The 25,902-nt window shown below is 67.1% G+C and carries 27 protein-coding genes; 5 read left to right on the top strand and 22 right to left on the bottom strand.

Annotation, left to right across the window (positions count from 1 at the left end):
• Nucleotides 1-291: 291 nt before the first annotated feature.
• Entirely contained in the window at nt 292-939 is a 648-nt protein-coding gene (locus OC372_RS02375; protein ID WP_029263599.1) for a class I SAM-dependent methyltransferase, read from the top strand.
• 54 nt (nt 940-993) lie between these two features.
• Here the strand turns inward: OC372_RS02375 and dapF are convergent, their stop codons facing one another.
• From dapF to OC372_RS02290, 17 genes are all read right to left on the bottom strand, one after another.
• A complete protein-coding gene (dapF, locus tag OC372_RS02370) occupies nt 994-1,866 on the bottom strand; it encodes a diaminopimelate epimerase (protein ID WP_105709803.1) in 873 nt (290 codons plus the stop codon).
• Between the two features lie 72 nt (nt 1,867-1,938).
• Nucleotides 1,939-2,478: a dihydrofolate reductase family protein gene (locus tag OC372_RS02365; protein ID WP_105709802.1), complete on the bottom strand. Its 540-nt coding sequence runs from the start codon at nt 2,476-2,478 to the stop codon at nt 1,939-1,941.
• Between the two features lie 56 nt (nt 2,479-2,534).
• The gene (gene miaA / locus OC372_RS02360) at nt 2,535-3,446 is read right to left on the bottom strand and encodes a tRNA (adenosine(37)-N6)-dimethylallyltransferase MiaA (protein ID WP_262000819.1); all 912 of its coding nucleotides are present in this window, start codon (nt 3,444-3,446) and stop codon (nt 2,535-2,537) included.
• Nucleotides 3,443-4,990, bottom strand: coding sequence for a tRNA (N6-isopentenyl adenosine(37)-C2)-methylthiotransferase MiaB (gene miaB / locus OC372_RS02355; protein WP_105709800.1), 1,548 nt, complete (start codon nt 4,988-4,990; stop codon nt 3,443-3,445). Before miaB ends, miaA begins: the two co-directional genes overlap by 4 nt.
• A 49-nt stretch (nt 4,991-5,039) precedes the next feature.
• Complete coding sequence (locus OC372_RS02350) at nt 5,040-5,513, bottom strand: regulatory protein RecX (RefSeq protein WP_262000818.1); 474 nt, start codon at nt 5,511-5,513, stop codon at nt 5,040-5,042.
• A 383-nt stretch (nt 5,514-5,896) separates the two neighbouring features.
• Nucleotides 5,897-6,946: a recombinase RecA gene (gene recA / locus OC372_RS02345; RefSeq protein ID WP_029263605.1), complete on the bottom strand. Its 1,050-nt coding sequence runs from the start codon at nt 6,944-6,946 to the stop codon at nt 5,897-5,899.
• 267 nt (nt 6,947-7,213) lie between these two features.
• Entirely contained in the window at nt 7,214-7,438 is a 225-nt protein-coding gene (locus OC372_RS02340; RefSeq protein WP_081859941.1) for a DUF3046 domain-containing protein, read from the bottom strand.
• Between the two features lie 20 nt (nt 7,439-7,458).
• Nucleotides 7,459-7,767, bottom strand: a complete 309-nt coding sequence (locus tag OC372_RS02335) for a helix-turn-helix domain-containing protein (RefSeq protein WP_026049981.1) — start codon at nt 7,765-7,767, stop codon at nt 7,459-7,461.
• Between the two features lie 141 nt (nt 7,768-7,908).
• On the bottom strand, nt 7,909-8,397 hold the full coding sequence (locus OC372_RS02330; protein WP_105709798.1) for a CinA family protein: 489 nt from the start codon (nt 8,395-8,397) through the stop codon (nt 7,909-7,911).
• Nucleotides 8,394-8,972 carry a CDP-diacylglycerol--glycerol-3-phosphate 3-phosphatidyltransferase gene (gene pgsA, locus OC372_RS02325; protein ID WP_105709797.1) on the bottom strand — a complete coding sequence of 193 codons (579 nt, stop codon included), beginning with the start codon at nt 8,970-8,972 and terminating at the stop codon, nt 8,394-8,396. Before pgsA ends, OC372_RS02330 begins: the two co-directional genes overlap by 4 nt.
• Nucleotides 8,972-11,683 (bottom strand): DNA translocase FtsK, encoded by a 2,712-nt coding sequence (locus OC372_RS02320; protein ID WP_262000817.1) that lies wholly within the window; start codon nt 11,681-11,683, stop codon nt 8,972-8,974. The genes pgsA and OC372_RS02320 overlap by 1 nt, the downstream gene beginning before the upstream one ends.
• 73 nt (nt 11,684-11,756) lie before the next feature.
• Complete coding sequence (locus OC372_RS02315) at nt 11,757-12,251, bottom strand: GNAT family N-acetyltransferase (RefSeq protein ID WP_262000816.1); 495 nt, start codon at nt 12,249-12,251, stop codon at nt 11,757-11,759.
• A 64-nt stretch (nt 12,252-12,315) separates the two neighbouring features.
• Nucleotides 12,316-13,992: a ribonuclease J gene (locus tag OC372_RS02310; protein ID WP_105709794.1), complete on the bottom strand. Its 1,677-nt coding sequence runs from the start codon at nt 13,990-13,992 to the stop codon at nt 12,316-12,318.
• 53 nt (nt 13,993-14,045) lie between these two features.
• On the bottom strand, nt 14,046-15,023 hold the full coding sequence (dapA, locus tag OC372_RS02305; RefSeq protein WP_029263611.1) for a 4-hydroxy-tetrahydrodipicolinate synthase: 978 nt from the start codon (nt 15,021-15,023) through the stop codon (nt 14,046-14,048).
• Nucleotides 15,024-15,074: 51 nt separating this feature from the next.
• A complete protein-coding gene (locus tag OC372_RS02300) occupies nt 15,075-15,836 on the bottom strand; it encodes an SDR family NAD(P)-dependent oxidoreductase (protein WP_262000815.1) in 762 nt (253 codons plus the stop codon).
• On the bottom strand, nt 15,836-16,312 hold the full coding sequence (locus OC372_RS02295) for a dihydrofolate reductase (protein ID WP_105709792.1): 477 nt from the start codon (nt 16,310-16,312) through the stop codon (nt 15,836-15,838). The genes OC372_RS02300 and OC372_RS02295 overlap by 1 nt, the downstream gene beginning before the upstream one ends.
• The gene (locus OC372_RS02290) at nt 16,309-17,118 is read right to left on the bottom strand and encodes a thymidylate synthase (protein ID WP_105709791.1); all 810 of its coding nucleotides are present in this window, start codon (nt 17,116-17,118) and stop codon (nt 16,309-16,311) included. Before OC372_RS02290 ends, OC372_RS02295 begins: the two co-directional genes overlap by 4 nt.
• Before the next feature lie 118 nt (nt 17,119-17,236).
• Here OC372_RS02290 and OC372_RS02285 point away from each other — a divergent pair, with 118 nt between their 5' ends.
• The 3 genes from OC372_RS02285 to OC372_RS02275 all read left to right on the top strand — a co-directional run bounded on the left by OC372_RS02285 (nt 17,237) and on the right by OC372_RS02275 (nt 18,758).
• Complete coding sequence (locus OC372_RS02285; RefSeq protein WP_262000814.1) at nt 17,237-17,650, top strand: thioredoxin family protein; 414 nt, start codon at nt 17,237-17,239, stop codon at nt 17,648-17,650.
• Nucleotides 17,651-17,671: 21 nt separating this feature from the next.
• Nucleotides 17,672-18,247, top strand: a complete 576-nt coding sequence (locus OC372_RS02280) for a DUF4395 domain-containing protein (RefSeq protein WP_262000813.1) — start codon at nt 17,672-17,674, stop codon at nt 18,245-18,247.
• A gap of 85 nt (nt 18,248-18,332) precedes the next feature.
• Entirely contained in the window at nt 18,333-18,758 is a 426-nt protein-coding gene (locus OC372_RS02275; protein WP_029263617.1) for an OsmC family peroxiredoxin, read from the top strand.
• Nucleotides 18,759-18,773: 15 nt separating this feature from the next.
• On the opposite strand, the gene OC372_RS02270 is transcribed toward OC372_RS02275, so the two are convergent.
• The 5 genes from OC372_RS02270 to OC372_RS02250 all read right to left on the bottom strand — a co-directional run bounded on the left by OC372_RS02270 (nt 18,774) and on the right by OC372_RS02250 (nt 24,220).
• Nucleotides 18,774-19,208 (bottom strand): hypothetical protein, encoded by a 435-nt coding sequence (locus OC372_RS02270; protein WP_262000812.1) that lies wholly within the window; start codon nt 19,206-19,208, stop codon nt 18,774-18,776.
• Nucleotides 19,208-19,948, bottom strand: a complete 741-nt coding sequence (gene dapB / locus OC372_RS02265; RefSeq protein WP_262000811.1) for a 4-hydroxy-tetrahydrodipicolinate reductase — start codon at nt 19,946-19,948, stop codon at nt 19,208-19,210. Before dapB ends, OC372_RS02270 begins: the two co-directional genes overlap by 1 nt.
• A 78-nt stretch (nt 19,949-20,026) precedes the next feature.
• Nucleotides 20,027-20,629 (bottom strand): histidine phosphatase family protein, encoded by a 603-nt coding sequence (locus OC372_RS02260; RefSeq protein WP_029263620.1) that lies wholly within the window; start codon nt 20,627-20,629, stop codon nt 20,027-20,029.
• 69 nt (nt 20,630-20,698) lie between these two features.
• Nucleotides 20,699-21,724 (bottom strand): aldo/keto reductase, encoded by a 1,026-nt coding sequence (locus OC372_RS02255; protein WP_105709785.1) that lies wholly within the window; start codon nt 21,722-21,724, stop codon nt 20,699-20,701.
• Nucleotides 21,725-21,943: 219 nt separating this feature from the next.
• Nucleotides 21,944-24,220 (bottom strand): polyribonucleotide nucleotidyltransferase, encoded by a 2,277-nt coding sequence (locus OC372_RS02250; protein WP_029263622.1) that lies wholly within the window; start codon nt 24,218-24,220, stop codon nt 21,944-21,946.
• 361 nt (nt 24,221-24,581) lie between these two features.
• Here OC372_RS02250 and OC372_RS02245 point away from each other — a divergent pair, with 361 nt between their 5' ends.
• Nucleotides 24,582-25,892 (top strand): UDP-glucose dehydrogenase family protein, encoded by a 1,311-nt coding sequence (locus OC372_RS02245; RefSeq protein ID WP_262000810.1) that lies wholly within the window; start codon nt 24,582-24,584, stop codon nt 25,890-25,892.
• The last annotated feature ends 10 nt before the right edge of the window (nt 25,893-25,902 follow it).

Below are 25,902 nucleotides of genomic sequence, written 5' to 3'. Positions count from 1 at the left end.
GTGACGTCCTCGAGCTCGGTCGAGAGTCCACCGACGCGGCGAAGAGCGTGACGGTCTTCGAGATCCCATTGCGCCCCGTCCGTGCTGGCGTGCGCGGCGGTCGACTCGTCTTGCAGCGCCTGCGCTGCCCCGAACACGTGGACGTCGGAGCGCTTCTCTGCGTTCGCGAGCACGCGATCGACCGTGTCGTCGCCGTTGGAGGGTGTCCTGGTATCCGTCATCCGTTCCTTGTCTCTGGGGGTTTTGTAGCGAGCCTTAACCTTAGCCCGCGCTGTCCGGTACGCTCACCGTATGGGGTCAGACCACTACTTCACTGCGGCCCCGGCAAGCCCCGAGAATCTGCGCAGGATCCGTGTATCACTCGCAGGCCGAGAGCTGGAAGTCACCACCGCCGGTGGTGTCTTCAGCCCGGATCGGTTGGATGCCGGCACTGCAGTGCTCCTCGCCAACATGCCCCCGGTTCCCCCGGGAGGCAATCTTCTCGACCTCGGCAGCGGCTGGGGCCCCGTCAGCATCTCGATGGCCCTCGCCGCTCCGCATGCCACGGTCTGGGCCGTCGATGTGAATGAGCGTGCCCTCGATCTCGTGCGCCGCAACGCCGCGTCCCTCGGGCTCACCAATATCAACGCATCGCTGCCCGACGATGTTCCCGAGCACGTCTCGTTCCGCACCATCCGCTCGAATCCGCCGATCCGCGTGGGCAAGAACGAACTGCACGGACTGTTGGAGAGGTGGATACCGCGGCTCGACGAACGCAGCGACGCCTGGCTCGTCGTGCAGCGCAATCTCGGAGCCGACTCGCTGCAGCGCTGGATCGGCTCGACGTTCCAGCCGGGATACAGCGTCTTCCGCACCGCGACCGGCAAGGGCTATCGCATCCTCAAGGTTCGCAAGCACGGGACGCCGCCGACCGAGCCGATCGCGCTGTCCGGACTCTGACCGCGTCGATGCAGAGCGACCACGCCGACCGACGACGGCGTCGTACGGCTTCGGTCAGAGCAGCTCGATCTCTCCGCTGAAGACGAGTTGAGCGGGACCGGACAGGGCGACGTGCTCGCCGTCTTCTGCCGGGAACATCCGCACTCCGAGTGTTCCTCCCGGCACCTCGACCTGCCAATTGTTCGGGGCATTCTCCCCCGCCCAGTACCGCACGGCGAGTGCGGTGGCAGCCACACCGGTACCGCAGCTGAGGGTCTCACCGACGCCGCGCTCGAACACACGCATGCGGACGTGCCCGACTCCGTCGCGCACCAACGGCTCACCCGGAACGACGAACTCGACGTTCGCGCCGGCCGGCAGAACGGGATCGAGTTCCGGCGCACGGTGCAGCTCGAGCAAGGCGAGCTCATGTTCGGAGGCGATCGCCACGATCACGTGAGGGTTGCCGACGTCGATTCCGAGACCGGGACGCGTGACCGGGAGGCCGTCGACGCGCACCAGCGGGTCGTCGCCGGACAGCTTCCACCGGCCGAGGTCGACCTGGTATCCCGTCGCGCTGCGCGTCACGTCGCGCACACCGGCACGGGTACCGATCGGCAGTGTCGCTCCCGGTTCGATGGTCGCAAGCCCCGCGCGCACGAGATAGTGAGCGAAGACCCGGATGCCGTTGCCGCACATCTCGGCGATCGATCCGTCGGCGTTGCGATAGTCCATGAACCACTCGGCCGCCGGCTCCTCGGCCAGAGCCGCTGCTCCCTCAGCGATCGCCGACGAGCGCACGACGCGGAGGATGCCGTCGGCACCGATTCCGAAGTGGCGGTCGCACAGCACGGCGACCTGCTCGACCGTCAGATCGAGCGCCCCGTCGGGGTCGGCGATGATGATGAAGTCGTTGCCCGTGCCGTGACCCTTGGTGAATGCGACCATGCTCCCCAGTCTAGAGAGCGCAGCCATATGGCGAAGACGCCGCGCACCTCCTCCGCAGAACGTTCTACGAAGTCACTTCGCGGCTCCGGCCGAGACGACCGAGTATCGACCGCAGAGGAAGTTGCGGTTTCGCGCGACCTCGAGAAGCTCCAGGTCGAGCCGCCGCGGAAGGAGTGGGGCGCCGGAGCCCAGCGTCACCGGCGCGTACTGGACCCACACCTCATCCAGAAGACCTGCGTCCGCGAACTGACCCGCGAGATCTCCCCCACCGACGATCCAGATGTCCTGACCCGCGACGGCAGCGAGCATCTCGGCGTGCACGCTGCGCACGTCGTCATGCGTCAGCCGCACATCGGCACCCTCCGGGAGCGAGATCTCGCGGTGCGTGAACACCCAGGTGGGCTGACTGTAGCCCCATCGTCCTTCTTCGTGTCGCATCACCCACTCGTAGGTCGACGAACCCATCGCCAGCGCGCCGATGTTCTTCTCGAAGGCGTTGTAGCCCATCGGCCCGTCGGGGTCGACGTCTTGGGTCAGTAGCCAGTCGAGCGAATGCTCGTCTGTCGCGATGAATCCGTCGAGGCTGGATGCGGTGAAGAAGTGGGTGGCCATGCATCGAGCCTCGCACCTGCCTCCGACATCGCGACGGTCGATTGCGGCGCGCTGGCTCACTCGGCCAGGAGTGCCCCCACGTCCGCCGGAGCATCCCACCACTCCAGGTCGGGATACCGCTTGAACCACGACACCTGTCGACGGGCGTAGCGGCGTGTGAGCGCCTGCGTCTCGGCGATGGCTTCCGCCGCAGTGAGGGTGCCATCGAGCTGGCCCAGCGCCTGCGCGTACCCGATCGCTCTGGAGGCAGTGGCACCCCGCTCGAGGCCCATCTGCCTCAGTGCAGCGACTTCGGTCAGTATCCCGGCCTCCCACATCCGCTCGACGCGATCATCCAGGCGGGAGACCAGCTGGGAGCGTTCGACGTGCAGGCCGATCAGCCTCGTGCGCTGCTGCCACAGCACGGGCTTCTCCGGCAGTGACGCGCCGTGGGTACTGCTCCCCTGCGCGAGCACCTCGAGGGCGCGGATGACCCGTCGGCTGTTGCGCGGGTCGACCTTCGCCGCTGCTGCCGGGTCCGCCGACCGGAGCCGATCGATGAGAACGTCCAGCCCGTGCGACTCCAGCTCTGCTTCCAGCCCTGCACGGATCTCGGGGTCTCTCGGTGGAAAGTGGAACTCGTAAACGACGCTCGAGACATAGAGGCCCGAACCGCCGACCAGGATCGCATCGCCTCCGCGTCGGTGGATCGCGCCGACCGCCTCTCGCGCTACGGGCTGGTACCAGGCGACGGCCGCGTCCTGATCCACTTCACGAACGTCGAAGAGGTGATGCGGGATTCCGCGTCGGTCGGCGACAGGGAGCTTCGCCGTGCCGATGTCCATCCCACGATAGAGCTGCATGGCGTCGGCGTTCACGATCTCGGCCGGGTTGCCGCGGGCACGGAGAGCCTCCGCCAGATCGAGCGCGAGGTCACTCTTCCCGGTTCCTGTGGCTCCGACTATCGCCCAGAGGCGCGATTCGCTCACACTCCGACGCGAAGGGTGGGCAGACCGAGGGATACGGCGCGCGGGCCGCCGTCGGACGCCGGAGTCGGGACCGCGCACGATTCCGCCTGCGAGCGATCCCAGGCGTCACCCCCGCGCGTTCTACGGATGCGCAGCGGCGCTCCGGTCGGATCGTCGGCAAGCAGGTGGAAGGGGGCCGCATGGGTGACGCTGACCGTGACGATGTCGCCGGGCCGCGGGAGGTCCGAGCCGGCGGTGACCTCGAAGTGCACCAGACGGTTGTCTTCGGCACGGCCGGTCAGCCGGTGCGTCTCGGCGTCTTTCTTGCCTTCGCCCGTCGAGACGAGAACCTCGACCTGGCGTCCGACCTGCTTCTGGTTCTCCTCCAGCGAGATTCGCTCCTGGAGTGCGATCAGGCGGTTGTACCGTTCCTGGACGATCTCCTTCGGAACCTGATCCTCCATCGTCGCGGCGGGCGTGCCCTCGCGGATCGAGTACTGGAAGGTGAAGGCTCCGGAGAAGCGGGATTGCTCGACGACGCGCATCGTGTCTTCGAAGTCTTCGTCGGTCTCCCCCGGGAAACCGACGATGATGTCGGTCGTGATCGAGGCATTCGGGATGCGCGCGCGGACACGATCGAGGATCCCGAGGAAACGCTCACTCCGGTACGACCGCCGCATCGCTTTGAGGATGCGATCGCTGCCGGACTGCAGCGGCATGTGCAACTGCGGCATCACGCTCGGGGTCTCGGCCATGGCGTCGATCACGTCGTCGGTGAACGCCGCAGGGTGCGGACTCGTGAAACGGATGCGCTCCAGTCCCTCGATTTCGCCGGCCGCGCGCAGCAGCTTTCCGAACGCCTGTCGGTCGCCGAACTCGACGCCGTACGAATTCACGTTCTGGCCGAGGAGAGTGACCTCGATGGCACCGTCTTCGACGAGGAGGCGGATCTCGTTGAGGATGTCGCCGGGACGCCGGTCCTTCTCCTTGCCACGCAGACTCGGGACGATGCAGAACGTGCACGTGTTGTTGCAGCCGACCGAGATCGACACCCATCCGCTGTGCGCCGAGTCGCGCTTCGTCGGAAGCGTCGACGGGAACACCTCGAGCGACTCGAGGATCTCCAGCTCCGCATCGCCGTTGTGACGTGCACGCTCCAGCAGCCCGGGCAGCGACCCCATGTTGTGCGTGCCGAACACGACGTCCACCCAGGGCGCCTTGTCGAGAACTGCCTGCTTGTCCATCTGGGCCAGGCAGCCGCCGACCGCGATCTGCATACCTTCTTTACGACGCTTGACGGAGGCGAGATGTCCGAGGGTGCCGTAGAGCTTTCCGGCGGCGTTGTCGCGCACCGCGCAGGTGTTGATGATCACCACGTCAGCCTCGGCGCCGTCGAGTGCACGGACGTAGCCGGCGCTTTCCAGCGATCCGGAGAGCCGTTCGGAGTCGTGCACGTTCATCTGGCACCCGAAAGTACGAACCTCGTACGATCGCTGGCGTCCGTCTTCGTCGACGGCTGCGGACGAGGCGCTGATGATCGTCGGTTCGCTGCGCGGAATAGTCATGATCAAACCATTCTACGAGCCGTGCGGATGCGGTTGCTGCGTCGCTTGCTCAGTCCGAATCGACGAATCGGACGCCCGAGCTCGACGCACTCGGGCCAGTCTCCCGCAGTGCCTGCTTGGCCGCCTTCATCGCGACGGACCCGTTGTAGCCGCGTCGCGAAAGCTGTCCCACCAGACGCCGAAGGGCGGTGTCGTTGTCGAGTCGGCCCAACGAACGTGCCTTGGTGCGGGCGAATTCGAGGGCCCGCTCATCGTCATCATCCGGCAGTTCGTCGAGTGCAGCGTCGATCACGTCGCGAGGAATACCCCGTTGAGCGAGTGCGCGCGACAGAGCGACCCTCCCCTGTCCCTTCCGCTCGACCCCCGATGTCACCAGAACACCGGCAAGAGCGGCATCGTCGAGGTAGCCACGACGGCAGAAGTCGTCGATCACGTCGTCGATCACAGCGTTATCGAGCCCGTGCCCCCTCAGCGCCTGACGCGCTTCGGAGACCGAGAGAGATCGAGTCCGCAGCTTTCTCACGAGGGACTCCTCGGCCGCCGTGCGGATCTCGTCGAGCTCTCCCGGCTCCTCAGCAATTCCCTGCGCGACGGGTGGGATCCCGAGCGCGTGAAGTCTCGGCGCGGTCTTCGATGCTTCCGACCCAGCTCGGGCTGATGCCCCACGCGCGGGATGACGGTCGCTGGGGCTGCCGGACTGGGGCCGACTTTCGGCGCGAGAGGTGCGCTCTCGCGCATTCCATGTGGACCGCCACTGGCCTGCGTCACCGGGGCCCGCGGAAGCGCCGTCTGAGAGGTCATCGCCGCCAGGAGCGACAGCAAGCGGCTCGGCCTTCTTCACGGCGCGTCCGAAGAGCGGAATGATGGGGGCGATCCGGTCCGGATCGCCCCCACGAGTGTCACTCATCAGGCCGGACGACGCTCAGCGAGCTCGTCTGCTGCAGCAGGCACGGCGGCTGGTCCGCCGATGCCGAGCTTCTGCTTGATCTGCGTCTCGATCGCCAGCGCGATGTCGGGGTTGTTGAGCAGGAAAGTCCGTGCGTTCTCCTTGCCCTGACCCAGCTGGTCGCCATCGTAGGTGTACCACGAGCCCGACTTCTTCACGATGGCATGTTCGACACCGAAGTCGATCAGGCTGCCCTCGCGAGAGATACCGACACCGTAGAGGATGTCGAACTCCGCCTGCTTGAAGGGCGGGGCCATCTTGTTCTTCACGACCTTGACCCTGGTGCGGTTTCCTACCGCGTCGGTGCCGTCCTTCAGCGTCTCGATACGACGGATGTCCATGCGGACAGAGGCGTAGAACTTCAGCGCCTTACCACCGGCGGTCGTCTCGGGTGATCCGAAGAAGACACCGATCTTCTCGCGGAGCTGGTTGATGAAGATCATGGTCGTGTTCGTCTGGCTCAGACCACCGGTGAGCTTGCGCAGCGCCTGCGACATGAGTCGTGCCTGCAGGCCCACGTGCGAGTCACCCATCTCGCCCTCGATCTCCGCACGAGGCACGAGCGCCGCGACGGAGTCGATGACGATGAGGTCGATGGCACCGGAACGCACGAGCATGTCGGCGATCTCGAGCGCCTGCTCGCCGGTGTCGGGCTGAGAGACAAGAAGCGCGTCGATATCGACGCCGAGCTTCGCCGCGTAGTCGGGGTCGAGCGCGTGCTCGGCATCGATGAAGGCTGCGATGCCACCGCCACGCTGCGCGTTCGCGATCGCGTGCAGCGTCAGCGTCGTCTTACCCGAGGACTCAGGTCCGTAGATCTCGACGATGCGGCCACGCGGGAGACCTCCGACGCCAAGGGCGACGTCGAGGGCGATGGAGCCGGTGGGGATGACGGCCACGGGGGCGCGCTCATCACTACCCAGCCGCATGACCGAGCCCTTCCCGAACTGACGATCGATCTGGGCGAGTGCGGTCTCGAGGGACTTCTCGCGGTCGGCGGGTGATGGCATGGTCTGCTCCTTCTGCGCGCGTGGTGCCGCCTGTAGGCTGTCGCGGCTCTCCCGGTTGGGAGGAACTCTCCGACAAGGCGTAATGGCTCTTCGGCTTGTTTCCACCGTAGGAGAGGCCACCGACATCGACGCCGAGAGCTCGCATACCGTGGAGAACAGATTCCCTTAACCACTTGTGCAGAAGACTACGCCCGCTTCGAACAGATCTTCGACGACACGCCGATCATCGCAGGCCGTGTCCCGTAAACTGCGGACACCCTCCAGGGTTCAACGCCCTCGCGGCTCCTGCCGTCCGACGCCGTGCCGACGGTTCTCCGGAACATCCATCTCTGCGCAGAGCGCCAACCAGATCTCCCGCGGCGGCGTGCCGTCTTCCAGAGCTTCGAGCGCCGTACGGCCACGCAAGGCTGAAAGCCCGAGGTCGTTCACCAATGACGAGGCTCGCGCCTGGAACTCGGTGTCGACGGCGCGAAGGAACTCGCTACGACGCATCGCTCACCCGCATGCGAAGCTCAGTGCAGCGAGAGCTGAGGTTCGACCGACGCGACGAGGTCGTCCGGAACGACATCCGGGAAGACCTGAATGCCCTCGAGTACAGAGATACGGTCCCCGACCTCACGCATGATCGTCGAGATGGGCACGTCGAGAGCATCGGCGACGGATGCGAGGATCTCGCTCGACGCCTCCTTCTGGCCCCGCTCGACCTCACTGAGGTAGCCGAGCGCCACCGACGCTTTGCTCGCGACCTGCCGGAGCGTGCGCCCCTTCTGCAGGCGGAAGTCCCTCAGCACATCGCCGATTTCCTGTCGTACAAGAATCATCGGAACCTCCTCCCCGTGTGATCGTTCGAGGTCTCCCCCGATGAGACAGCCAGTCTAGTACTCCTGGCCTGCTCGAAATCTACCCCTGCACTCTGTGGTTTGAATGTGAGCACATCGGTAATAACCGACATCGGACCGTCACTATTCCAGGACGAACTCGAGCAACACCTGAAGAGCCGCGTTCACCGTCTGCGCACGGATCGAATCACGGTCACCCTGCAGGTGCAACGCCTTCGCCGAGGAGCCGTCGGGCGTCACGATCCCGATGTGCACCGTTCCCACCGGCTGGCCGTCGGGGGAATCCGGGCCGGCGATGCCGGTCGTCGAGACCCCGACGTCAGCCGGGACTCCGTCTACGTTCACGACGCGGCGCACGCCGTCTGCCATCTGCAAGGCGACCTGCGGGTGGACCGGCCCGTGAGCAGCGAGGAGCTCGGCATCCACACCGAGGACCGTCGCCTTGACCGGGGTCGCATAGGCCACCACACCACCGAGCAAGACCGCGGAAGCCCCCGGAACCGACACGATCTCGGCGCACAGCGCGCCGCCCGTGAGCGACTCGGCGACGCCCAGAGTCCAACCGCGGTGTGTCAGAGCCGACAGCAGTGCGGCGGCGCCCGCGTCGCTCATGCCTGCTTCTGGCGCGATCCGCGTGCCTGCGCGACGATGTAGTCGATCCCGCTCGCCACCGTGAGCACGAGGACAATGACCATCAGGATGAAGGTGATCAGCGTCCAGGCATCGAGGCCGATGAGGACGTGTAGGGGAAGCAACGCCCACCCGAGTGCGACCCCCTGGAACGCCGTCTTGATCTTGCCCATCCAGGCAGCCGCGACCACATGCTCGCTCGCGACCATGAGACGGTGGATCGTGATCCCCCACTCACGGATGAGGATGATCGCGACGATCCACCAGCTGACCTCACCGAGGATGGCGAGGCCGATGAAGCCCGCTCCGGTGAGCATCTTGTCGGCGATCGGGTCCCAGAGTTTGCCGAAGTCACTGACGATGTCGTACTTGCGTGCGAGGTAACCGTCGACCCAGTCGGTCGAGATCCCGACGATGAAGATGATGGCGGCCGCCCAGCGGAGGCCGGGCTCGGGGAGTCCGTAGGTGCCACCGAACAGCAGCAGGACGAAGAAGATGACCGCCAGCGGGATGCGCGCGACGGTGATGGCGTTGGGCAGCTGCCGAGGAATCGTCATCAGTCGCGCCCCGTCAGGCCCCAGGCGTCTTCGTCGCCGCCGTCGGCCTCCACCTCGGGGAGTCCTTCATACTGGGCGGCGATCGGATCATGCGTCTGCGGCATCGGCGGAACCGGAGGGGCTGCCGGAGCCGGGGAGGCCGCCGGAGCATCGTCTCCGCGCAGCTTCGCCATCACCTGTGGGAGCTGCTCGGCCGTGGCCAGCACGTCGCGGGCCTTCGACCCCTCGGAGGGTCCGACGATCTCACGGGACTCCAGAAGGTCCATCAGGCGACCCGCCTTGGCGAAGCCGACACGCAGCTTGCGCTGCAGCATCGACGTGGAGCCGAACTGCGAAGAGACGATGAGCTCGGCTGCGGCGAGCAGAAGCTCCAGGTCGTCGCCGATGTCTTCGTCGACTTCCTTCTTCTTCGTCGGCTCCATCGCCTCCTGCACATCGGGTCGGTAGTCCGGACGCGCCTGACGGGTGACGTGCTTGACGACGGCGTCGATCTCCTTCTCGTCGACCCACGCACCTTGCAGACGGAACGGCTTCGACGATCCCATCGGGGAGAACAGGGCGTCGCCCTGTCCGATCAGCTTGTCGGCACCGGGGCTGTCGAGGATGACGCGGCTGTCGGTGACGCTGGTGACGGCGAACGCCAGTCGCGAAGGGACGTTGGCCTTGATGAGACCGGTGACCACGTCGACGCTGGGGCGCTGCGTCGCGAGGACCAGGTGGATGCCGGAAGCACGAGCGAGCTGCGTGATGCGGACGATCGAGTCCTCCACGTCGCGAGGGGCGACCATCATGAGGTCGGCCAGCTCATCGACCACGACCAGGAGGTACGGGTACGGCTTGAGAACACGTTCGCTGCCCACAGGGAGTTCGACTTCGCCGGCGCGCACGGCGCGGTTGAAGTCGTCGATGTGACGGAAGCCGAACGACGCGAGGTCGTCGTACCGCATGTCCATCTCCTTCACGACCCACTGCAGCGCCTCGGCTGCCTTCTTCGGGTTCGTGATGATGGGCGTGATGAGGTGCGGGACGCCGGCGTAACTCGTGAGCTCCACGCGCTTCGGGTCGATCAGGACCATACGCACGTCCGCGGGGCGAGCCCGCATGAGCAGGCTCGTGATCATGGAGTTCACGAAGCTCGACTTACCGGAACCCGTGGAACCGGCGACCAGGAGGTGCGGCATCTTGGCGAGGTTCGCGATGACGATGTTGCCACCGACATCTTTGCCGACGCCGATGGTCATCGGGTGCGTGCTCTTCTGCGCGGCCGGCGACCGGAGGACGTCGCCGAGCGCGACCATCTCCTTGTCGGCGTTGGGGATCTCGATGCCGATCGCGCTCTTGCCGGGGATCGGCGAGAGGATGCGGACGTCGTTCGATGCCACGGCATAGGCGAAGTTGTTGCTCAGCTGCAGGATCTTCTCGACCTTGACGCCGTGACCGACCTCGACCTCGTACTGCGTGACCGTCGGCCCGCGCGAGAAGCCGGTGACCTTCGCGTCGACCTTGAACTGCGTCAGCACGCTGGTGATCTGCTCGATCACCTTGTCGGTGGCCTCGGAACGAAGAACCGGCGGCGGGCCTTCGACGAGGAGGCCCGGAGAGGGCAGGATGTACGGCGTGACGGGGGCCTGAGGTCCACGGTCGCCCGGGCCCTCAGTACCGAACCCGTCGAGCCCCGGAAGCTCCGGCACCTCGCCGGTGTCGGAGGAGTCATCGAGAAGCGCCGTCGTCTGCTGCTCGGCAAGCGAATCGGCGACCGACCTGACGTCGGAGAGCACCTCGGTCGCGGCGTCGTAGGGATTCTCGACGACGACCGCCTGGTCGTAGGCCGGAGTCGGATCGGAGGTCGTGAGCAATGCGGTGATGTCATCCGAGCCGAGGGTGCCCTCGTCAGAGTCCTCTTCACGGCCGGTCTTGTTGCGACGCCACCAGGGCAGCACATCGGGGTCGTCGACCTTGTCGGCGTCGTCGATCGCCGCCGCGTCCTTGGCGGGCTTCTCCGGACGCTCGGCGTCGAACATCCAGGCGTAGAGATCACCGAGACGGGAACCGATGCGGTTCGGCGGCGTCTTGGTGAGGATCAGGATGCTGAGTGCGGCCAGCAACGCGAGCACGACGTACGCAGGGATATTCGTGAGGTAAGTCAGCGGCTGCCCCACCAACCACCCGAGCAACCCGCCCCCCGTGTTCAACGCCGTGATGTTCGGCTGGGGCTGTGGTTGTCCACCGGCGACATGGCAAAAACCTGCCAGGGAGATCACGAACAGGCCGAAACCGAAGCCGATGCGTCCGTTGTCGTGAACCGACGCGGGGTGACGGAACAGCCAACCGGCCAGCACCAGCAGAAGCAGTGGCATGATGAACGCCACTCTGCCGACGAGCAGCCCCACCGAGTAGGCACTGATGTTCTCGGCCGCTTCGTTGCCGATGAAGACCCACTCGTTCACGGCGCCGAGAGCCGCGAGCAGCACGAGGAGGAACGGGAAGCCGTCGCGGCGGTCCTCCTTCTCCAGCGCCTCAGGCCCGAAGGCGCGGAAGAGCCCGCCGACGCCGTGGGCAAGTCCGATCCAGGCCCGGACTGCAACCGGAGGCTTGTCTGCCTCGTCGATGTACTTCTTGGGAGCGGGCTGGGCCTTGGTAGCCGTCTGCCGCTTGGGGCGCGACGGCGCGCTGGTCGATGCGCGCTCGGTCTTCGTGGAACTCCTGGCCATGCTCTCACGTTACGACCAACGGCCGACATCTCCGCGTAATGACGCGGCATTCCACCGATCCTCGCGACGCCGACTACCGGGTCCGACGCGCCATGGTGTCGCGCGACTCTCCTTCCTCCACGACCGCGAATCCTTCGGCGCGATACAGATTGCGGGCGAAGTTGTCGCGTTCGACGCTCAGGCTGATCCGCGCATGCCCCTGCGTACCAGCGAGCTCGATGACACCGCGCAGGAGAGCGCGTCCGACACCGCGTGCACGCCAGAGCGGATGCACGCCGATGATCAGCTCCGGAACGGCGACGCCGACGAAGCCGAACCCCGGCGCATTCTGCGGGAGCACGCGATACCAGGCTGCACCCACGGGCACCTCGTGTTCACCGGTGGCCACCAGCCCGTCATCGGCCATGCGCATCCACCCCGCGAGATAGCGCCGATGGTCGGCAGAGTTCAACACCTCATGCCGCGGACGCACTCCCCCGGCGCGCCAGCTCGCCGCCTCGACGAGCATGTCGCCGAGGAACATCGCATCAGTCTGCGCCGCCCTGCGAAGGGCAAAGCCGCTGTCCATGCCGCGAGCATAGAACCGGGGTGTTACGCCGGGATGACGGCCGACCGTGAATACCGACCGACCGTCACGCCTCGATGACGAGCGGGACGATCATCGGACGACGGCGGAGTCGCTGGTTGACCCAGCGCCCGATCGTGCGTCGCACGACCTGAGACAGCGAGTGGGTGTCGCGCACCCCGTTGCCGGCCGCCTCCTTGAGCGCCGCGACGATCTTCGGCGCGACGTCATCGAACACGGAGTCATCTTCGGCCACACCACGCGCGTGGATCTCAGGACCGGAGATGATGCGGCCGGTCGCGGCATCCACGACGACGATCACCGAGATGAAGCCCTCCTCGGCGAGGATGCGTCGATCCTTGAGGTCGGCATCGGTGATCGCTCCGACCGAAGAGCCGTCCACGTAGACGAATCCGAGATCCAGCTGGCCGACGACGCTCGCCACGCCGTCCTTGAGATCGATCACGGTGCCGTTCGAGGCGATGATCGTATTCGACTCCGGGACGCCGGTGTCCTGCGCGAGCTTGGCGTTCGCGATGAGATGGCGGTACTCGCCGTGCACCGGAAGGACGTTCTTGGGCTTCAGGATGTTGTAGCAGTAGATCAGCTCGCCGGCGGCGGCATGCCCGGAGACGTGCACCTTCGCGTTGGCCTTGTGCACGACGTTGGCGCCGAGCTTGGTCAGCCCGTCGATCACGCGGTAGACGGCGTTCTCGTTGCCCGGGATGAGGCTGGAGGCGAGGATGACGGTGTCGCCCTCGCTGATCTCGATCGCGTGGTCCATGTTCGCCATGCGGCTCAACACCGCCATCGGCTCACCCTGCGACCCGGTCGACATGTAGACGATCTGCTCGTCCGGGAGGTCGCGCGCCTTCTTGAAGTCGATGAGGACCCCGTCCGGCACCTTCAGGTAGCCGAGCTGCTCGGCGATGGTCATGTTCCGCACCATGCTGCGGCCGAGGAAGGCGACGCGGCGTCCGTTGGCGTACGCCGCGTCGATGACCTGCTGCACGCGGTGGACGTGGCTGGAGAAGCTCGCGACGATGACGCGGCGCGGCGCCTTGGCGATGACCTGGTCGAGAACCGGGCCGATGGAGCGCTCGGTGGGAGTGAAGCCGGGGACGTCGGCATTCGTCGAGTCCACGAGGAACAGGTCGACGCCCTCCTCGCCGAGGCGGGCGAACGCACGCAGGTCGGTGATGCGGCCGTCGAGCGGCAGCTGATCCATCTTGAAGTCACCGGTGGCGAGCACCATGCCGGCCGGCGTCCGGATGGCGACGGCCAGCGCGTCAGGGATCGAGTGGTTGACTGCGACGAACTCGAGATCGAAGGGTCCGACACGTTCCTGCTCGCCCTCCTTCACGGTGAGGGTGAAGGCCTTGATGCGATGCTCCTTGAGCTTCGCTTCGACCAGCGCGAGCGTGAGGCCCGAACCGATCAGCGGGATGTCGCTCTTCAGACGCAGCAGATACGGAACGGCGCCGATGTGGTCCTCGTGGCCGTGAGTCAGTACGACACCGACGATGTCGTCGAGGCGATCGCGGATCGGCTCGAAGTCGGGCAGGATCAGGTCGACGCCCGGCTGGTGCTCCTCAGGGAAGAGCACGCCGCAGTCGACGATCAGGATCTTGCCGTCGTACTCGAAGGCCGTCATGTTGCGACCGATCTCGCCGAGACCACCGATCGGGATGACCCGCAACGTCCCTTCAGCGAGAGGGGCCGGTTCTACCAGGGGAATGGACATGCTGTCTCCTCAGTCGGACACTCCGCGCGTCCGTTCGTTCGTGGGGACGCGACTCAACGCGTCGTGCCGTGCACCTTCGGCAGGGCACCACCCGCAGCCGCATTGCGGTCGGGGCGGAAGTTCGAGAAGTCGGCTCCGGGAACGTTCTTGACGAGGTCGAGCTCATCCTCGATGAGCGCGGCCTCCCATTCCTCGGGACCGACCAGGGGCAGCCGCACGCGCGGGCTCGAGATACGTCCGAGCCCGTGCAGGATGTACTTGGCGGCGACGGTTCCTGGGACGTGCGTCATGACAGCGCGCACGAGCGGCTCGAGCCGCTTGTGCTCGGCTGTCGCCGTCGCCAGGTCGCCCGCGTTCACGGCGTCGATGATCGTGCGGTACGGCGCCGCCGCGACGTTCGCCGTCACGCCGATGAGCCCGGTGGCGCCGATCGCGAGGTGCGGCAGCACGTTCGCATCGTCGCCGGAAAAGTACATCAGGTCGGTCTGGTTGAGCACGCGGCTCACCTCGGAGAAGTCGCCCTTGGCGTCCTTCACCGCGAGAATGTTCGGGTGCTTCGCGAGGCGCAGGATCGTCTCGTACTTGATCGGCACTCCGGTACGGCCCGGGATGTCGTAGAGGATCACCGGGAGGTCGGTCGCGTCGGCGACCAGACGGAAGTGCGTGAGGATGCCGGCCTGCGTCGGCTTGTTGTAGTACGGCGTGACGATCATGATGCCGTCGGCGCCGGCCTTCTCGCTGGCCTTGTAGAGCTCGATGGCGTGCGCGGTCTCGTTGGACCCACCGCCCGTGATGATCTTGGCGCGACCTGCCGAGACGGACTTGCCTACCTCGACGAGCTTGAGCTTCTCGGGGTCCGTCAGGGTCGAGGTCTCGCCGGTCGTTCCCGTCACGACGATGCCGTCCGCTCCCGCGGTGATCACGTCATCGATGTGCTTCTCGACGGCGGGCCAATCGACTTCACCGTCGGCCGTCATCGGAGTGACGAGCGCGACGAGAACCTGTCCGAAAGGGTTGCCCGAGTGCGTCATAGACCCAGCGTATCGGTTCGGGTCGCGGTCATGCGGACGCGGTGACGCTCCTCAGACACGGCCGCGTCGCGCGACGCCCGAGGTCAGCGAACTCGGCAGCACACGCGTCAACGCCACGATCGCCTTGTACCGCAGCGACGGAATGGACACGGATTTGCCACGGGCTGCATCGCGCAATCCCGTGCGGACCACGTCGCGGGCGTTCAACCACATGAAGCCGGGCACGCCCTCCTCGCCCACGGCGAGGCCCATCCGCTCGTGGAACGAGGTGTGCGTGAATCCGGGGCAGAGGGCGGTGACGCTCACTCCGTCGCGCGCATACTCCGCGTTCGCCCATCGGCTGAAGCCGATCAGCCAGGACTTGCACGCGGAGTAGGTGGAGCGGGAGATGAAGCCGGCGACGGAGGCCACGTTGATGATGCGGCCACCTCGTCCGCGCATGGACTGCAGAGCGGCGTGCATGAGACGCATCGACGCCTCGACGTGCACCCGGAGGTGCCGCACCTCATCGTCGATGTCGTTGTCGGCGAAGCGGAGCGGCAACCCGAATCCGGCGTTGTTCACGAGCAGATCGACCGGATCCGCGGTGTCGCGCAGCCGAGCAGCGACGCTCTCGACCCCCGCTTCGTCCACCAGGTCGGCGGGGAGCACCTCGATTGCCACCCCGTACTCGCTGCGCAGCTCGGCCGCCAGCTGCTCCAGCGCGGCCTCGGAACGCGCGACGAGGATGAGATCGGCGCGGCGGCGGGCGAGCTGGCGGGCGAACTCTGCCCCCAGTCCGGCGCTTGCGCCGGTGATCAAAGCGGTGGGCATCAGCGCTCGTATCCGAGGAAGCGGTAGCGGATGCCGGTGCGGGAGGTCTGCCACTCCCCCTCGTCGACGAGTCGCCACCCGGTCTTGGCCGGCGCGTACGCGTCGCCGTCGACATCGAGATCGAGCTCGGTGACTTCGAGCCGGTCGGCGTCGCCGATCACCTGACGGAAGATCTCCGCGCCGCCGATGATCCACACCCGGTCCAGGCCGCGGACGGCTTCAGCGACGGTGGCTGCGCGGCGGGCACCCCCCTCCGACCAGTCCTGCTGACGGGTCACCACGATGTTGTCACGGCCGGCCAGCGGACGGAATCGTTCAGGGAGCGAGTCCCAGGTCTTGCGCCCCATCACCACCGGCGTCCCGAGCGTGACGTCCTTGAAGTGCGCCAGGTCTTCGGGCACGTGCCAGGGCATGCCCCCCTCGGCGCCGATCACGCCGCCGTGGGCTTCGGCCCAGATGAGCCCGACCCAGGTCATACCGCCACCGCCGCGCGGATCGGCGCGTGATGCTGATAGTCCTCCACCACGAAGTCCTCGTACCGGTAATCGAGGATCGACTCGGGCTTGCGCGCGAATCGGAGCGTCGGGGATTCGAACGGCTCACGGCTCAGCTGCTCGCGCACCTGCTCGACGTGGTTGTCGTAGACGTGGCAGTCGCCGCCCGTCCATACGAAGTCACCGGGCTCGAGCCCCACCTGCTGCGCGATCATCATCGTGAGCAGGGCGTAGGAGGCGATGTTGAACGGCACCCCGAGGAACATGTCGGCGCTGCGCTGATACAGCTGGCACGAGAGCTTGCCGTCGGCGACGTAGAACTGAAAGAGCGCGTGACAGGGAGCGAGTGCCATGTCGGGGATGTCAGCCGGGTTCCACGCCGAAACGATGAGCCTGCGCGAATCGGGCGAACGCCGGATCTGCTCGATCACCTCGGAGAGCTGGTCGATGCTGCCGCCGTCAGGCGTCGGCCACGACCGCCACTGCACACCGTAGACCGGCCCGAGGTCGCCGGACTCGTCCGCCCACTCGTCCCAGATCGTGACGCCGTTCTCCCGCAACCAGCCGACGTTGGAGTCGCCCTGCAGGAACCACAGCAGCTCGTAGGCGATGGATTTGAAGTGCACGCGCTTCGTGGTGATGAGCGGGAAGCCCTTCGACAGGTCGAAACGGATCTGTCGACCGAAGACACTCGTGGTCCCGGTGCCCGTCCGATCCGACTTGTGCGTGCCGGTCTCCAGGACATCGCGGAGCAGGTCTTCGTAGGGCGTCGGGACGGCTGCACTCATGACAGCCACGATACCTTCCCAGCCCCGGGCACGGGCGGAGCCACCGCGTTGGGGCCGGGGTTCGTCATGCTCGGAAACATCGGCATCGGCACCCCGACGGAGCACGTACTCTCGACACATGTCGCCCGCTCTCGCCCTCGGAGTCGCCGTGGCGCTCCTCGCGCTCGCGACGATCATCGGCATCGTCCTGCGACGTCGAGACGGACGGCGACGCGATGGCGGGACGCTTCGATTCGACCCCGCGGATGTCGTGTCGGCGGAACTCGGCTCGCGCGCCACCCTCGTGCAGTTCAGCACCGAGATGTGCGCGCGGTGCCCGCAGGTCCGTCGCCTGCTGCACGACTACGCGTCCGGTCATGATGGGCTCGCGCACGTCGAGGTGGACCTGACCCATCGCCCCGATCTCTCCGCGCGCTACCGGGTGCTGCAGACGCCGACGACGTTCCTGGTCGACGGTTCCGGCGCGGTCCGCGCACGATTCCACGGGGTTCCCCACCCGCACGCCCTCACAGAAGCCGTCGCCGCCGTCTGAGGCGCGAAGACCGGAGCAGACATGAGCACTCCCGAAGGCATCGATCCCCGTGGTCCGCGCTTCGCCGCCACGATCACCGCGTTGCTCCTCCTGGTGGCGACGTTCCTGGCATTGATCGGGATATCGACGGAATCCGCGAGTGCGGGCTCATTCGGCTGGTTCGCCTATCAGCCGCTCGCGGATTCCACGTTCGTCCCCGGTGGTTTGGTGATCTCATCATCGACACCCGCCCAACGCGCGCTCGACCCGGGCTTCCTGCTCACGGTCGTGATCGCCCTCCTGTTCCTGTGGGGTGTCGTCTCGCCCCGGACCACGCCGTGGAGCGTCGTCTTCCGCGCGCTCGTCCGCCCGCGACTCTCACCGCCGACCGAACTCGAGGACCCGCGCCCACCCCGGTTCTCCCAGGGCGTGGGGCTGTTCGTCGTCGGCATCGGTCTCGTCCTGCATCTCCTCGGCGTCCCGTGGGCGCTCCCGATCGCCACGGCAGCCGCCTTCATCGCCGCGTTCCTGAACGCCGCCTTCGCCTTCTGCCTCGGTTGCCAGCTCTACCTCCTGCTCCAGCGCGCCGGCATCATCGGGCGCCCCGCCGCCGCCTGATTCCTGTTCCGTCCCGCCGGGCCCCTCGGTAGGCTGGCCGCTACGTGACCCGCGCACCGAGCGGGTCCCGAGAAGCGGAGGAATCATGCCCGTCACCAGCGAAGCCGCCAGCACCTGGACCGGATCGCTCATGGAGGGATCGGGCACGGTCGCGTTCTCGTCGTCGAACCTCGGCACCTTCCCGATCAACTGGAAGGCACGCAGCGAAGGCAGCGACACCACGACCACGCCGGAGGAGCTCATCGCGGCGGCCCACGCTTCGTGCTTCAGCATGGCGCTCTCCCATGCGCTCGCGGAGAACGGCACCCCGCCGGAGCGTGTCAACACGACGGCCTCGGTCACCTTCAAGCCGGGCGTCGGCATCACGGGCAGCCACCTGAACGTGAACGCGACGGTACCGAACCTGACGCCCGAGGCGTTCCAGGAGATCGCGGCGGGCGCGAAGACCGGCTGCCCGGTGTCGCAGGCCCTCGCCGGCATCGAGATCACTCTCGAGGCGACTCTCGCCTGAGGGATGATGCGGGGGTCAGCGCCGCGAGAGGCGGATCGCCTCGCGGATGCTGGCCCTGGCATCCTTCCGGCGCCCGGCGGCGTCCTGCACGACGCCCAGTCGGTAGCGCGCACGCCAGTCATCGCCGGCTGCGTCGGCCTCGGCGGCGTATCGCGCGATGAGCGGATCCGCGTCGGTGCGGGAGATGCGACCGCTCGGCGTCAGCTCCGTCTCCACCGGAGGCATCCCGCCTTCTGCGTCGAGCAGGCGTCCGAGGCGGTCCGCACCGAAGCCGAACATCATCTCGCGAACCAGCGCCCAGGCCCCGATCGGAGCAAGCACCAGCAGTGTGACACCCATGCCGATGGACACCGGAGAGCCGACCGAGATGAACATCACGGCCAGCCAGATCGCGACGGCGAGATAGACGAGCAGCGCCGCGGCCATCAGGCCGACGCCGATCCGCGACATCACGAGCGGATGCCGATGTCGATCATGTTCTCCAGGCCGACGATCACACCGGCGGCCTGAACCGCGAACGGCACGGCGAGCCGGATCCCCGGCGCATAGGCGAGCGCCGAGTCGGTGGTGTCATGCGTGAACGTCAGCGACTCGCCGGGGCCGGAAAGGATGACCTCCTGCTTGGCGACGACTCCGGGCCGCCGCAACGAGTGGATCGGCACGCTGCCGACCTGCTGCCCCCGCGCACGCTGATCCGCATGCGGAGCGCTGACAGGGCCCTGCTCCGCGCGGGCCGCCGCGATCAGCTCGGCGGTGCGCACAGCCGTGCCGCTCGGCGAATCGATCTTGGTCTCGCGGTGCGCTTCGATGATCTCGGCGGAGCCGAAGAACGGGGCGGCGGCCGCAGCCAGTGCCGACCCGAGCACTGAGCCGAGCGAGAAGTTCGGGATGAACACCGCGCCGGTGCCGGCAGCCTCGACGAGCGGACGCACGAGGGCGATCCGTTCCGAAGACCACCCGGAAGTCGCGACGAGGACGTTGATGCCCCGTTCGACGGCGGCGCGGACGACCTCGATGCTGACCTGGGGCGTCGAGGCATCGACGACGAGATCGGCCCCGTCGAGCTCGGAGAGATCACTCGACGAGGTCAACACGCGGCTCACCTCGAAGCCCTCGAGCTCATCGATCACCGCACCGATGATCGTGCCGAGCTTCCCGGTTCCGCCGACGAGGGCTACCTGCGTGGTCATGCGTCCAGTCTATTTCGCGGGACGCGGTCCGTCCGGGGGCGCGCGGGGGGTGCTCCGCCGTTCTGGAAACGAGAGTTCTCAGACGAGAAGCGCGTCGGGGATTCCCGTTCGCAGCTCCACCGGAAGATGCCCGGTGTCGTTGTGCGTGAGAAGCGTCCACGGCCGCCCCTGCTTCTGCGCGATGACGGTCAGACCGCAGTGGGACTGGTTCAACGTCATCCATCGCCACTCCGGCGCCGCGAGCACTTCGCGCACGAACCACGAGATCACGAAGTTGTGTGTGATCAGCACCTCATGCACCTCCCCAGTCTTGCGCACGAGGAACTCCTCGACCGCATCCGACATCTGCGCGCGCCCCGCTTCGATCTCGGCTTCGGTGACCGAGCCGAAGAACGGCTCGAACACCGCGGGAGTCTCTTCGGTCATCCCGGTGGGGACGCAATCGAAGAGCAGCGCGGTGGGCTCAGGATCGACCGACGGCAGACGAGCAGCGATCGCTCGAGCCGTCTCGTTCGCGCGGAGCAACGGCGAATGCCATACCGCGTCGAGCGGAAGCCCGGACAGTCGGTCGGCAATCAGCTCGGCCTGACGCTGCCCTCGGGGAGAAAGGGGTCCGTCGGCGAGACCATGCTCCGCATCCTGATGTTCACCATGTCTGACCAGATATATGTAGTGCGTCACAACTCGCTCGCTTCATCGCCAGCATCCGCCGGGCCTCCATCCCACCCTATGTCACGGGTGGGACGATGCTCAGTTGCCGGCCCGGGTCAGCTCGGCGAGGTGGCTCCGCGACAGCGAGACACCCGCGCCCTGCATGAGTTCATCGACATGTTCCGTCGCGAACGTGTTCACGATCGGTGCCGCGATCGTGCGCTGAGCGAGCAGCCAGGCGATCGAGACCGCAGCCACGGGGACCGCCAACTCCTCGGCCACCTGGTCGAGTGCGCGCAGGATCTTGATACCCCGCCGGTTCAAGTGCCCGCGCAACTGCTCGCCGCGCACGCCGCGCGAGGTCAGCGCCTTGTTACGGTGGCGCCCCGAGAGGAACCCGTGTTCGAGGGCGTGAGACGGCGTCACCGCGAGGTTCTGCGCACCGGCGACGAGGCGCAGGTCGCCCTCGAACGGCTGGCGACGGATGAGGTTGTACGGCGCATCGATCACCTGGATGCGCGGGTATCCGGCCGAGGCGAGGATGCGTGCCTCGACCAGTCGCTCCGGTGACAGGCCGAAGGCGCCGACGGCACCGACCTTCCCCGCGTCCGACAGCCATTCGACGGTCGCCAGGGTGTCTTCGAGATTGGTCGTGGCATCGAGCGTCGCGTCGAGGTACAGGACGTCGATGCGCTCGACCCCGAGCCGTGTGAGCGACCCCTCCACCGCACGTACGAGGTTGACCGAGCCCAGCCCCGGATTGTCGGCGTGGGCACCGATGCGCACGCTCAGCACCGCGTGATCGCGCCGACCGCGCGACCGCAACCACTGGCCGATGATGTGCTCGCTGCGCCCGCCGGAGAATCCGTCGGCCGTATGGATGGCGTTACCGCCGAACTCCATGTAGCGATCGAGGATTCCGTGGCTGGTCTCGAGATCGACGTTCCAGCCGAACTCGGCGGCGCCCAGCATCAGCGGGAAGGTCTCGTAGCCGGTCTCACCGAGCGGGACGCGGATGGTCTCCCCTATTCCCGGTCCGACGATGGGGATCGGTGCGGACGGGTGCTCGGCGTGCTGCTGGGCGCGATCGGCCGACGCTCCTGCGCCTACGCTGAACAACCGCATACTCTCTCACCCCCGCGTCGATCGGTGCGTGCCGACCTGCGTACCTGCTGGATCTGCACCCCCCGGTGCGTACTTCGAGGGTAAGCGAATTCATCGAACGCCCTGACCAATCCGGGGAACGGCGCGGAAACGGCCGATAACGATTTGGTCACACCGGATACGACGGAACCCGGGCCCATCCACGACGGACGGACCCGGGTTCCGGTTCGATCTCTGCGCTTACTCGGCGGCCGCGTCTTCGGCGGGCGCTGCCTCAGCGGCGGCAGCATCGTCGAGAACGGGCTCGAGCGAAAGCTTGCCGCGGTCGTCGATCTTCGTGATCTTGACGAGGATCTTCTGACCGACCGACAGCACGTCGTCGACGTTCTCCACACGCTTGCCACCGGCGAGCTTGCGCACCTCGGTGACGTGCAGCAGGCCGTCCTTGCCCGGGAGCAGCGAGATGAACGCACCGAAGGTGGCGATCTTCACGACGGTGCCGAGGAACTGCTCCCCGATCTCCGGGTTGGTGGGGTTGGCGATCGCGTTGACCTGGGCGCGAGCGGCCTCGGCCGCGGGTCCGTCGGTCGCACCGATGTAGACGGTGCCGTCCTCTTCGATGGAGATCTGCGCGCCGGTCTCGTCCTGGATCGCGTTGATCGTCTTGCCCTTCGGGCCGATCAGCTCACCGATCTTGTCGACCGGGATCTGCACGCTGATGACGCGCGGCGCGGTGGGAGCCATCTCGTCAGGTGCGTCGATCGCAGCGTTCAGGACGTTGAGGATCGTGAGGCGAGCCTCGCGAGCCTGCGTCAGCGCGCCCGTGAGCACCGACGTCGGGATGCCGTCGAGCTTCGTGTCGAGCTGGATCGCCGTGACGAAGTCACTCGTTCCCGCGACCTTGAAGTCCATGTCACCGAGAGCGTCTTCCGCGCCGAGGATGTCGGTCAGCGCCGCGTAGCGGGTCTCACCGTTGACCTCGTCGGAGACGAGACCCATCGCGATACCGGCGACGGGGGCGCGCAACGGCACACCCGCGTTCAGCAGCGACAGGGTCGACGCACACACGGAGCCCATCGACGTCGAGCCGTTGGAGCTCAGCGCCTCGGACACCTGACGGATCGCGTAGGGGAACTCCTCGCGGCTCGGCAGCACCGGCACGAGCGCGCGCTCGGCGAGGAAGCCGTGCCCGATCTCGCGACGCTTCGGCGAACCGACACGGCCGGTCTCACCGGTCGAGTAGGGCGGGAAGTTGTAGTGGTGCATGTAGCGCTTGCTCGTGACCGGCGACAGCGAGTCGATCTGCTGCTCCATCTTGAGCATGTTCAGCGTGGTGACACCCAGGATCTGAGTCTCGCCGCGCTGGAAGACCGCGGAGCCGTGCACGCGCGGGATGACCTGCACCTCGGCGTCGAGGGGGCGGATGTCCGCGAGCCCACGGCCGTCGATGCGAGCGCCCTCGGTGAGGATGCGACCACGGACGATCTTCTTGGTGACCGACTTGTACGCCGCAGAGAACTCGAGCGGAGCCGCAGCCGGGAGCGAACCCGCCTCGGTGGCCTCGATGAGCTCGGCCTTGACGCGGTCCTTGATCGCGTCGTCAGCGGTCTGACGCTCGACCTTGTCGGCGATCTGGTAGACACCGACGAGCTCGTCGTAGGAGCGGCCGGCGACGAAGTCGTAGACCTCCTGGCTGTACGCCGGGAAGACCGGGTAGACGCCCGGCTCCTTCGATGCGGTCGCAGCGAGCTCGGCCTGAGCCTTGACGAGCTGAGCGATGAACGGCTTCGAGGCCTCGAGGCCCTGGGCCACGACCTCTTCGTTTGGCTTCGTGGCGCCGGCCTTGATCAGGTTCCAGCTGCCCTCGGTCGCCTCGGCCTCGACCATCATGATGGCGACGTCTTCCGTGCCATCGGCCTTGGTGACGACACGACCGGCGACGATCAGGTCGAACACGGCCTCCGAGACCTGCTCAGCGGTCGGGAACGCGACCCACTGGTCGTCGTTCTGGCCGTTGCCCGGGATGAACGCGAGGCGCACACCGGCGACGGGGCCGGAGAACGGGAGACCCGAGATCTGCGTGGACGCCGACGCGGCGTTGATCGCGAGAGCGTCGTAGAACTCGCCCGGAGCGATCGACATGACGGTGATGACGACCTGGACCTCGTTGCGCAGGCCGTCGACGAACGACGGGCGCAGCGGACGGTCGATCAGACGGCAGACGAGGATCGCCTCCGTGGAGGGACGGCCCTCGCGACGGAAGAACGAGCCGGGGATCTTGCCGGCAGCGTAGGAGCGCTCCTCGACGTCGACCGTCAGCGGGAAGAAGTCGAAGCCCTCGCGCGGGTGCTTGCCTGCGCTGGTGGCCGAGAGGAGCATGGTCTCGCCGTCGAGGTACGCGGCGACTGCGCCCTGAGCCTGCTGCGCGAGGCGGCCGGTCTCGAAGCGGATGGTGCGGGTGCCGAAGCGGCCGTTGTCGAGAACGGCCTCGGTGGCGGTGATTTCAGGACCTTCCAAGAGGTCTCTCCTTCTTTGTTTAGACTCGCGAGTCCATGTGACGCGCGAGCGTGTTCAAAGGAGCGGAACGGAAGGGTTCGGGCGCGCGGGCATTCCCGCGAATGTCGCCTGCGCTGGCCACCAGTAGAAAGCCACCCGACATGTCCTGCCGAGGAACCCACCACAGGGGACCAGCTTCTCCGCCGCTCGCTCCATGAGTCGATATTCGATTGTGCGGTTGACACACGTCAACCTCATCCACCCTACCAGCGGACTCCGCAAAACCCACGTCGCCGCAGCGGCGCGGAGTGGACAGGCACCGGCCACGGAACGTTCACCGCGCGGATGCCACACCGTGGCGGGAGTCCGTTGTGCTGTCTCCATGCGCATGTCAGTGATCGGCTGCGGGTACCTCGGTGCCGTGCACGCCGCAGCCATGGCCTCGATCGGACACGACGTCATCGGCATCGACGTCGACGAACGGAAGGTGGCCGCACTCGACGCAGGATCCGCACCGTTCTTCGAACCGCAGCTGAGGGAGCTGCTCGCCGAGGGACGAGCATCCGGTCGGCTCCGGTTCAGCAGCCGGATGGCGGATGCAGCGGGCGCGCAGGTGCACTTCCTCGCAGTGGGTACCCCGCAGATCCCCGGCGGTCACGCGGCCGACCTCCGCTACGTCGATGCGGCGATCGACGAACTGCTCCCCCATCTCCGCGCCGGCGACGTGATCGCGGGGAAATCGACCGTGCCGGTGGGCACCGCCGCACGGCTCGCTGCGCGCGTCATCGACTCGGGCGCGACCGTGGTGTGGAACCCCGAGTTCCTTCGCGAGGGGTGGGCCGTGCACGACACGCTGACACCGGACCGGCTCGTGGTCGGCGCCGAGACGGACTCGGCGGGCACACGTGCCGTGGCGGTGCTGCGCCAGGTCTACGCGGCGGCCGTCGCGGCCGGGACGCCCTTCCTGGTCACCGACCTCGCCACGGCGGAACTGGTGAAGGGCGCCGCGAACGCCTTTCTCGCGACCAAGATCTCGTTCATCAACGCGATGGCGGAGATCGCCGAGGCCTCCGGCGCCGACGTGGCGCTGCTCGCCGACGCTCTCGGCCACGACTCGCGGATCGGTCGGCGCTACCTCGGCGCCGGCATCGGCTTCGGCGGCGGCTGCCTGCCGAAGGACATCCGGGCATTCGCCGCCCGTGCGGAAGAGCTGGGTCGCGGCGAAGCGGTGGGGTTCCTCCACGAGGTGGACGCGATCAACCTCCGGCGCCGCGAACGGGCGGTCCGGCTCGTCGTGGACGCATTGGGTGGGCTCGTGTTCGGACGTCGGATCGCTGTACTCGGTGCCGCGTTCAAGCCGTTCAGCGACGACATCCGCGACAGCCCCGCCCTCGACGTCGCCGTTCGACTGCGTGGGCTCGGCGCAGACGTCGTCGTGACCGACCCCGCCGCTCTCGACAACGCCGCTGCCGCGCATCCGCAGCTGGGCTATGCGCGACACCGCGATGATGCTCTTCGGGAAGCCGATGCGGTCGTGATCGTGACCGAGTGGGACGAGTACCGTCGCGATCTCTCCCCCACGCACGCCGGCGGTCTGGTCCGCGGACGGCTCATCATCGACGGACGCAACTGCCTCGATGCGGCGGCCTGGCGTGCAGCGGGCTGGCAGTATCACGGCATGGGGCGGCGCTGACCGCCTCCGC

Source organism: Microbacterium sp. Mcb102 (assembly GCF_024519805.1).
GTDB lineage: Bacteria > Actinomycetota > Actinomycetes > Actinomycetales > Microbacteriaceae > Microbacterium.
Note: the sequence above shows the minus strand (reverse complement) of the source record. Positions and strands in the feature narration are given on the sequence as shown.

What these genes read in the sequence shown, in the direction of transcription:
- OC372_RS02375 (WP_029263599.1), top strand. Translation starts at nt 292, where the DNA reads ATGGGGTCAGACCACTACTTCACTGCGGCCCCGGCAAGCCCCGAGAAT.
- dapF (WP_105709803.1), bottom strand. Translation starts at nt 1,866, where the DNA reads ATGGTCGCATTCACCAAGGGTCACGGCACGGGCAACGACTTCATCATC.
- OC372_RS02365 (WP_105709802.1), bottom strand. Translation starts at nt 2,478, where the DNA reads ATGGCCACCCACTTCTTCACCGCATCCAGCCTCGACGGATTCATCGCG.
- miaB (WP_105709800.1), bottom strand. Translation starts at nt 4,990, where the DNA reads ATGACTATTCCGCGCAGCGAACCGACGATCATCAGCGCCTCGTCCGCA.
- recA (WP_029263605.1), bottom strand. Translation starts at nt 6,946, where the DNA reads ATGCCATCACCCGCCGACCGCGAGAAGTCCCTCGAGACCGCACTCGCC.
- OC372_RS02340 (WP_081859941.1), bottom strand. Translation starts at nt 7,438, where the DNA reads ATGCGTCGTAGCGAGTTCCTTCGCGCCGTCGACACCGAGTTCCAGGCG.
- OC372_RS02335 (WP_026049981.1), bottom strand. Translation starts at nt 7,767, where the DNA reads ATGATTCTTGTACGACAGGAAATCGGCGATGTGCTGAGGGACTTCCGC.
- OC372_RS02330 (WP_105709798.1), bottom strand. Translation starts at nt 8,397, where the DNA reads ATGAGCGACGCGGGCGCCGCCGCACTGCTGTCGGCTCTGACACACCGC.
- pgsA (WP_105709797.1), bottom strand. Translation starts at nt 8,972, where the DNA reads ATGACGATTCCTCGGCAGCTGCCCAACGCCATCACCGTCGCGCGCATC.
- OC372_RS02320 (WP_262000817.1), bottom strand. Translation starts at nt 11,683, where the DNA reads ATGGCCAGGAGTTCCACGAAGACCGAGCGCGCATCGACCAGCGCGCCG.
- OC372_RS02315 (WP_262000816.1), bottom strand. Translation starts at nt 12,251, where the DNA reads ATGGACAGCGGCTTTGCCCTTCGCAGGGCGGCGCAGACTGATGCGATG.
- OC372_RS02310 (WP_105709794.1), bottom strand. Translation starts at nt 13,992, where the DNA reads ATGTCCATTCCCCTGGTAGAACCGGCCCCTCTCGCTGAAGGGACGTTG.
- dapA (WP_029263611.1), bottom strand. Translation starts at nt 15,023, where the DNA reads ATGACGCACTCGGGCAACCCTTTCGGACAGGTTCTCGTCGCGCTCGTC.
- OC372_RS02300 (WP_262000815.1), bottom strand. Translation starts at nt 15,836, where the DNA reads ATGCCCACCGCTTTGATCACCGGCGCAAGCGCCGGACTGGGGGCAGAG.
- OC372_RS02295 (WP_105709792.1), bottom strand. Translation starts at nt 16,312, where the DNA reads ATGACCTGGGTCGGGCTCATCTGGGCCGAAGCCCACGGCGGCGTGATC.
- OC372_RS02290 (WP_105709791.1), bottom strand. Translation starts at nt 17,118, where the DNA reads ATGAGTGCAGCCGTCCCGACGCCCTACGAAGACCTGCTCCGCGATGTC.
- OC372_RS02285 (WP_262000814.1), top strand. Translation starts at nt 17,237, where the DNA reads ATGTCGCCCGCTCTCGCCCTCGGAGTCGCCGTGGCGCTCCTCGCGCTC.
- OC372_RS02280 (WP_262000813.1), top strand. Translation starts at nt 17,672, where the DNA reads ATGAGCACTCCCGAAGGCATCGATCCCCGTGGTCCGCGCTTCGCCGCC.
- OC372_RS02275 (WP_029263617.1), top strand. Translation starts at nt 18,333, where the DNA reads ATGCCCGTCACCAGCGAAGCCGCCAGCACCTGGACCGGATCGCTCATG.
- OC372_RS02270 (WP_262000812.1), bottom strand. Translation starts at nt 19,208, where the DNA reads ATGTCGCGGATCGGCGTCGGCCTGATGGCCGCGGCGCTGCTCGTCTAT.
- dapB (WP_262000811.1), bottom strand. Translation starts at nt 19,948, where the DNA reads ATGACCACGCAGGTAGCCCTCGTCGGCGGAACCGGGAAGCTCGGCACG.
- OC372_RS02255 (WP_105709785.1), bottom strand. Translation starts at nt 21,724, where the DNA reads ATGCGGTTGTTCAGCGTAGGCGCAGGAGCGTCGGCCGATCGCGCCCAG.
- OC372_RS02245 (WP_262000810.1), top strand. Translation starts at nt 24,582, where the DNA reads ATGCGCATGTCAGTGATCGGCTGCGGGTACCTCGGTGCCGTGCACGCC.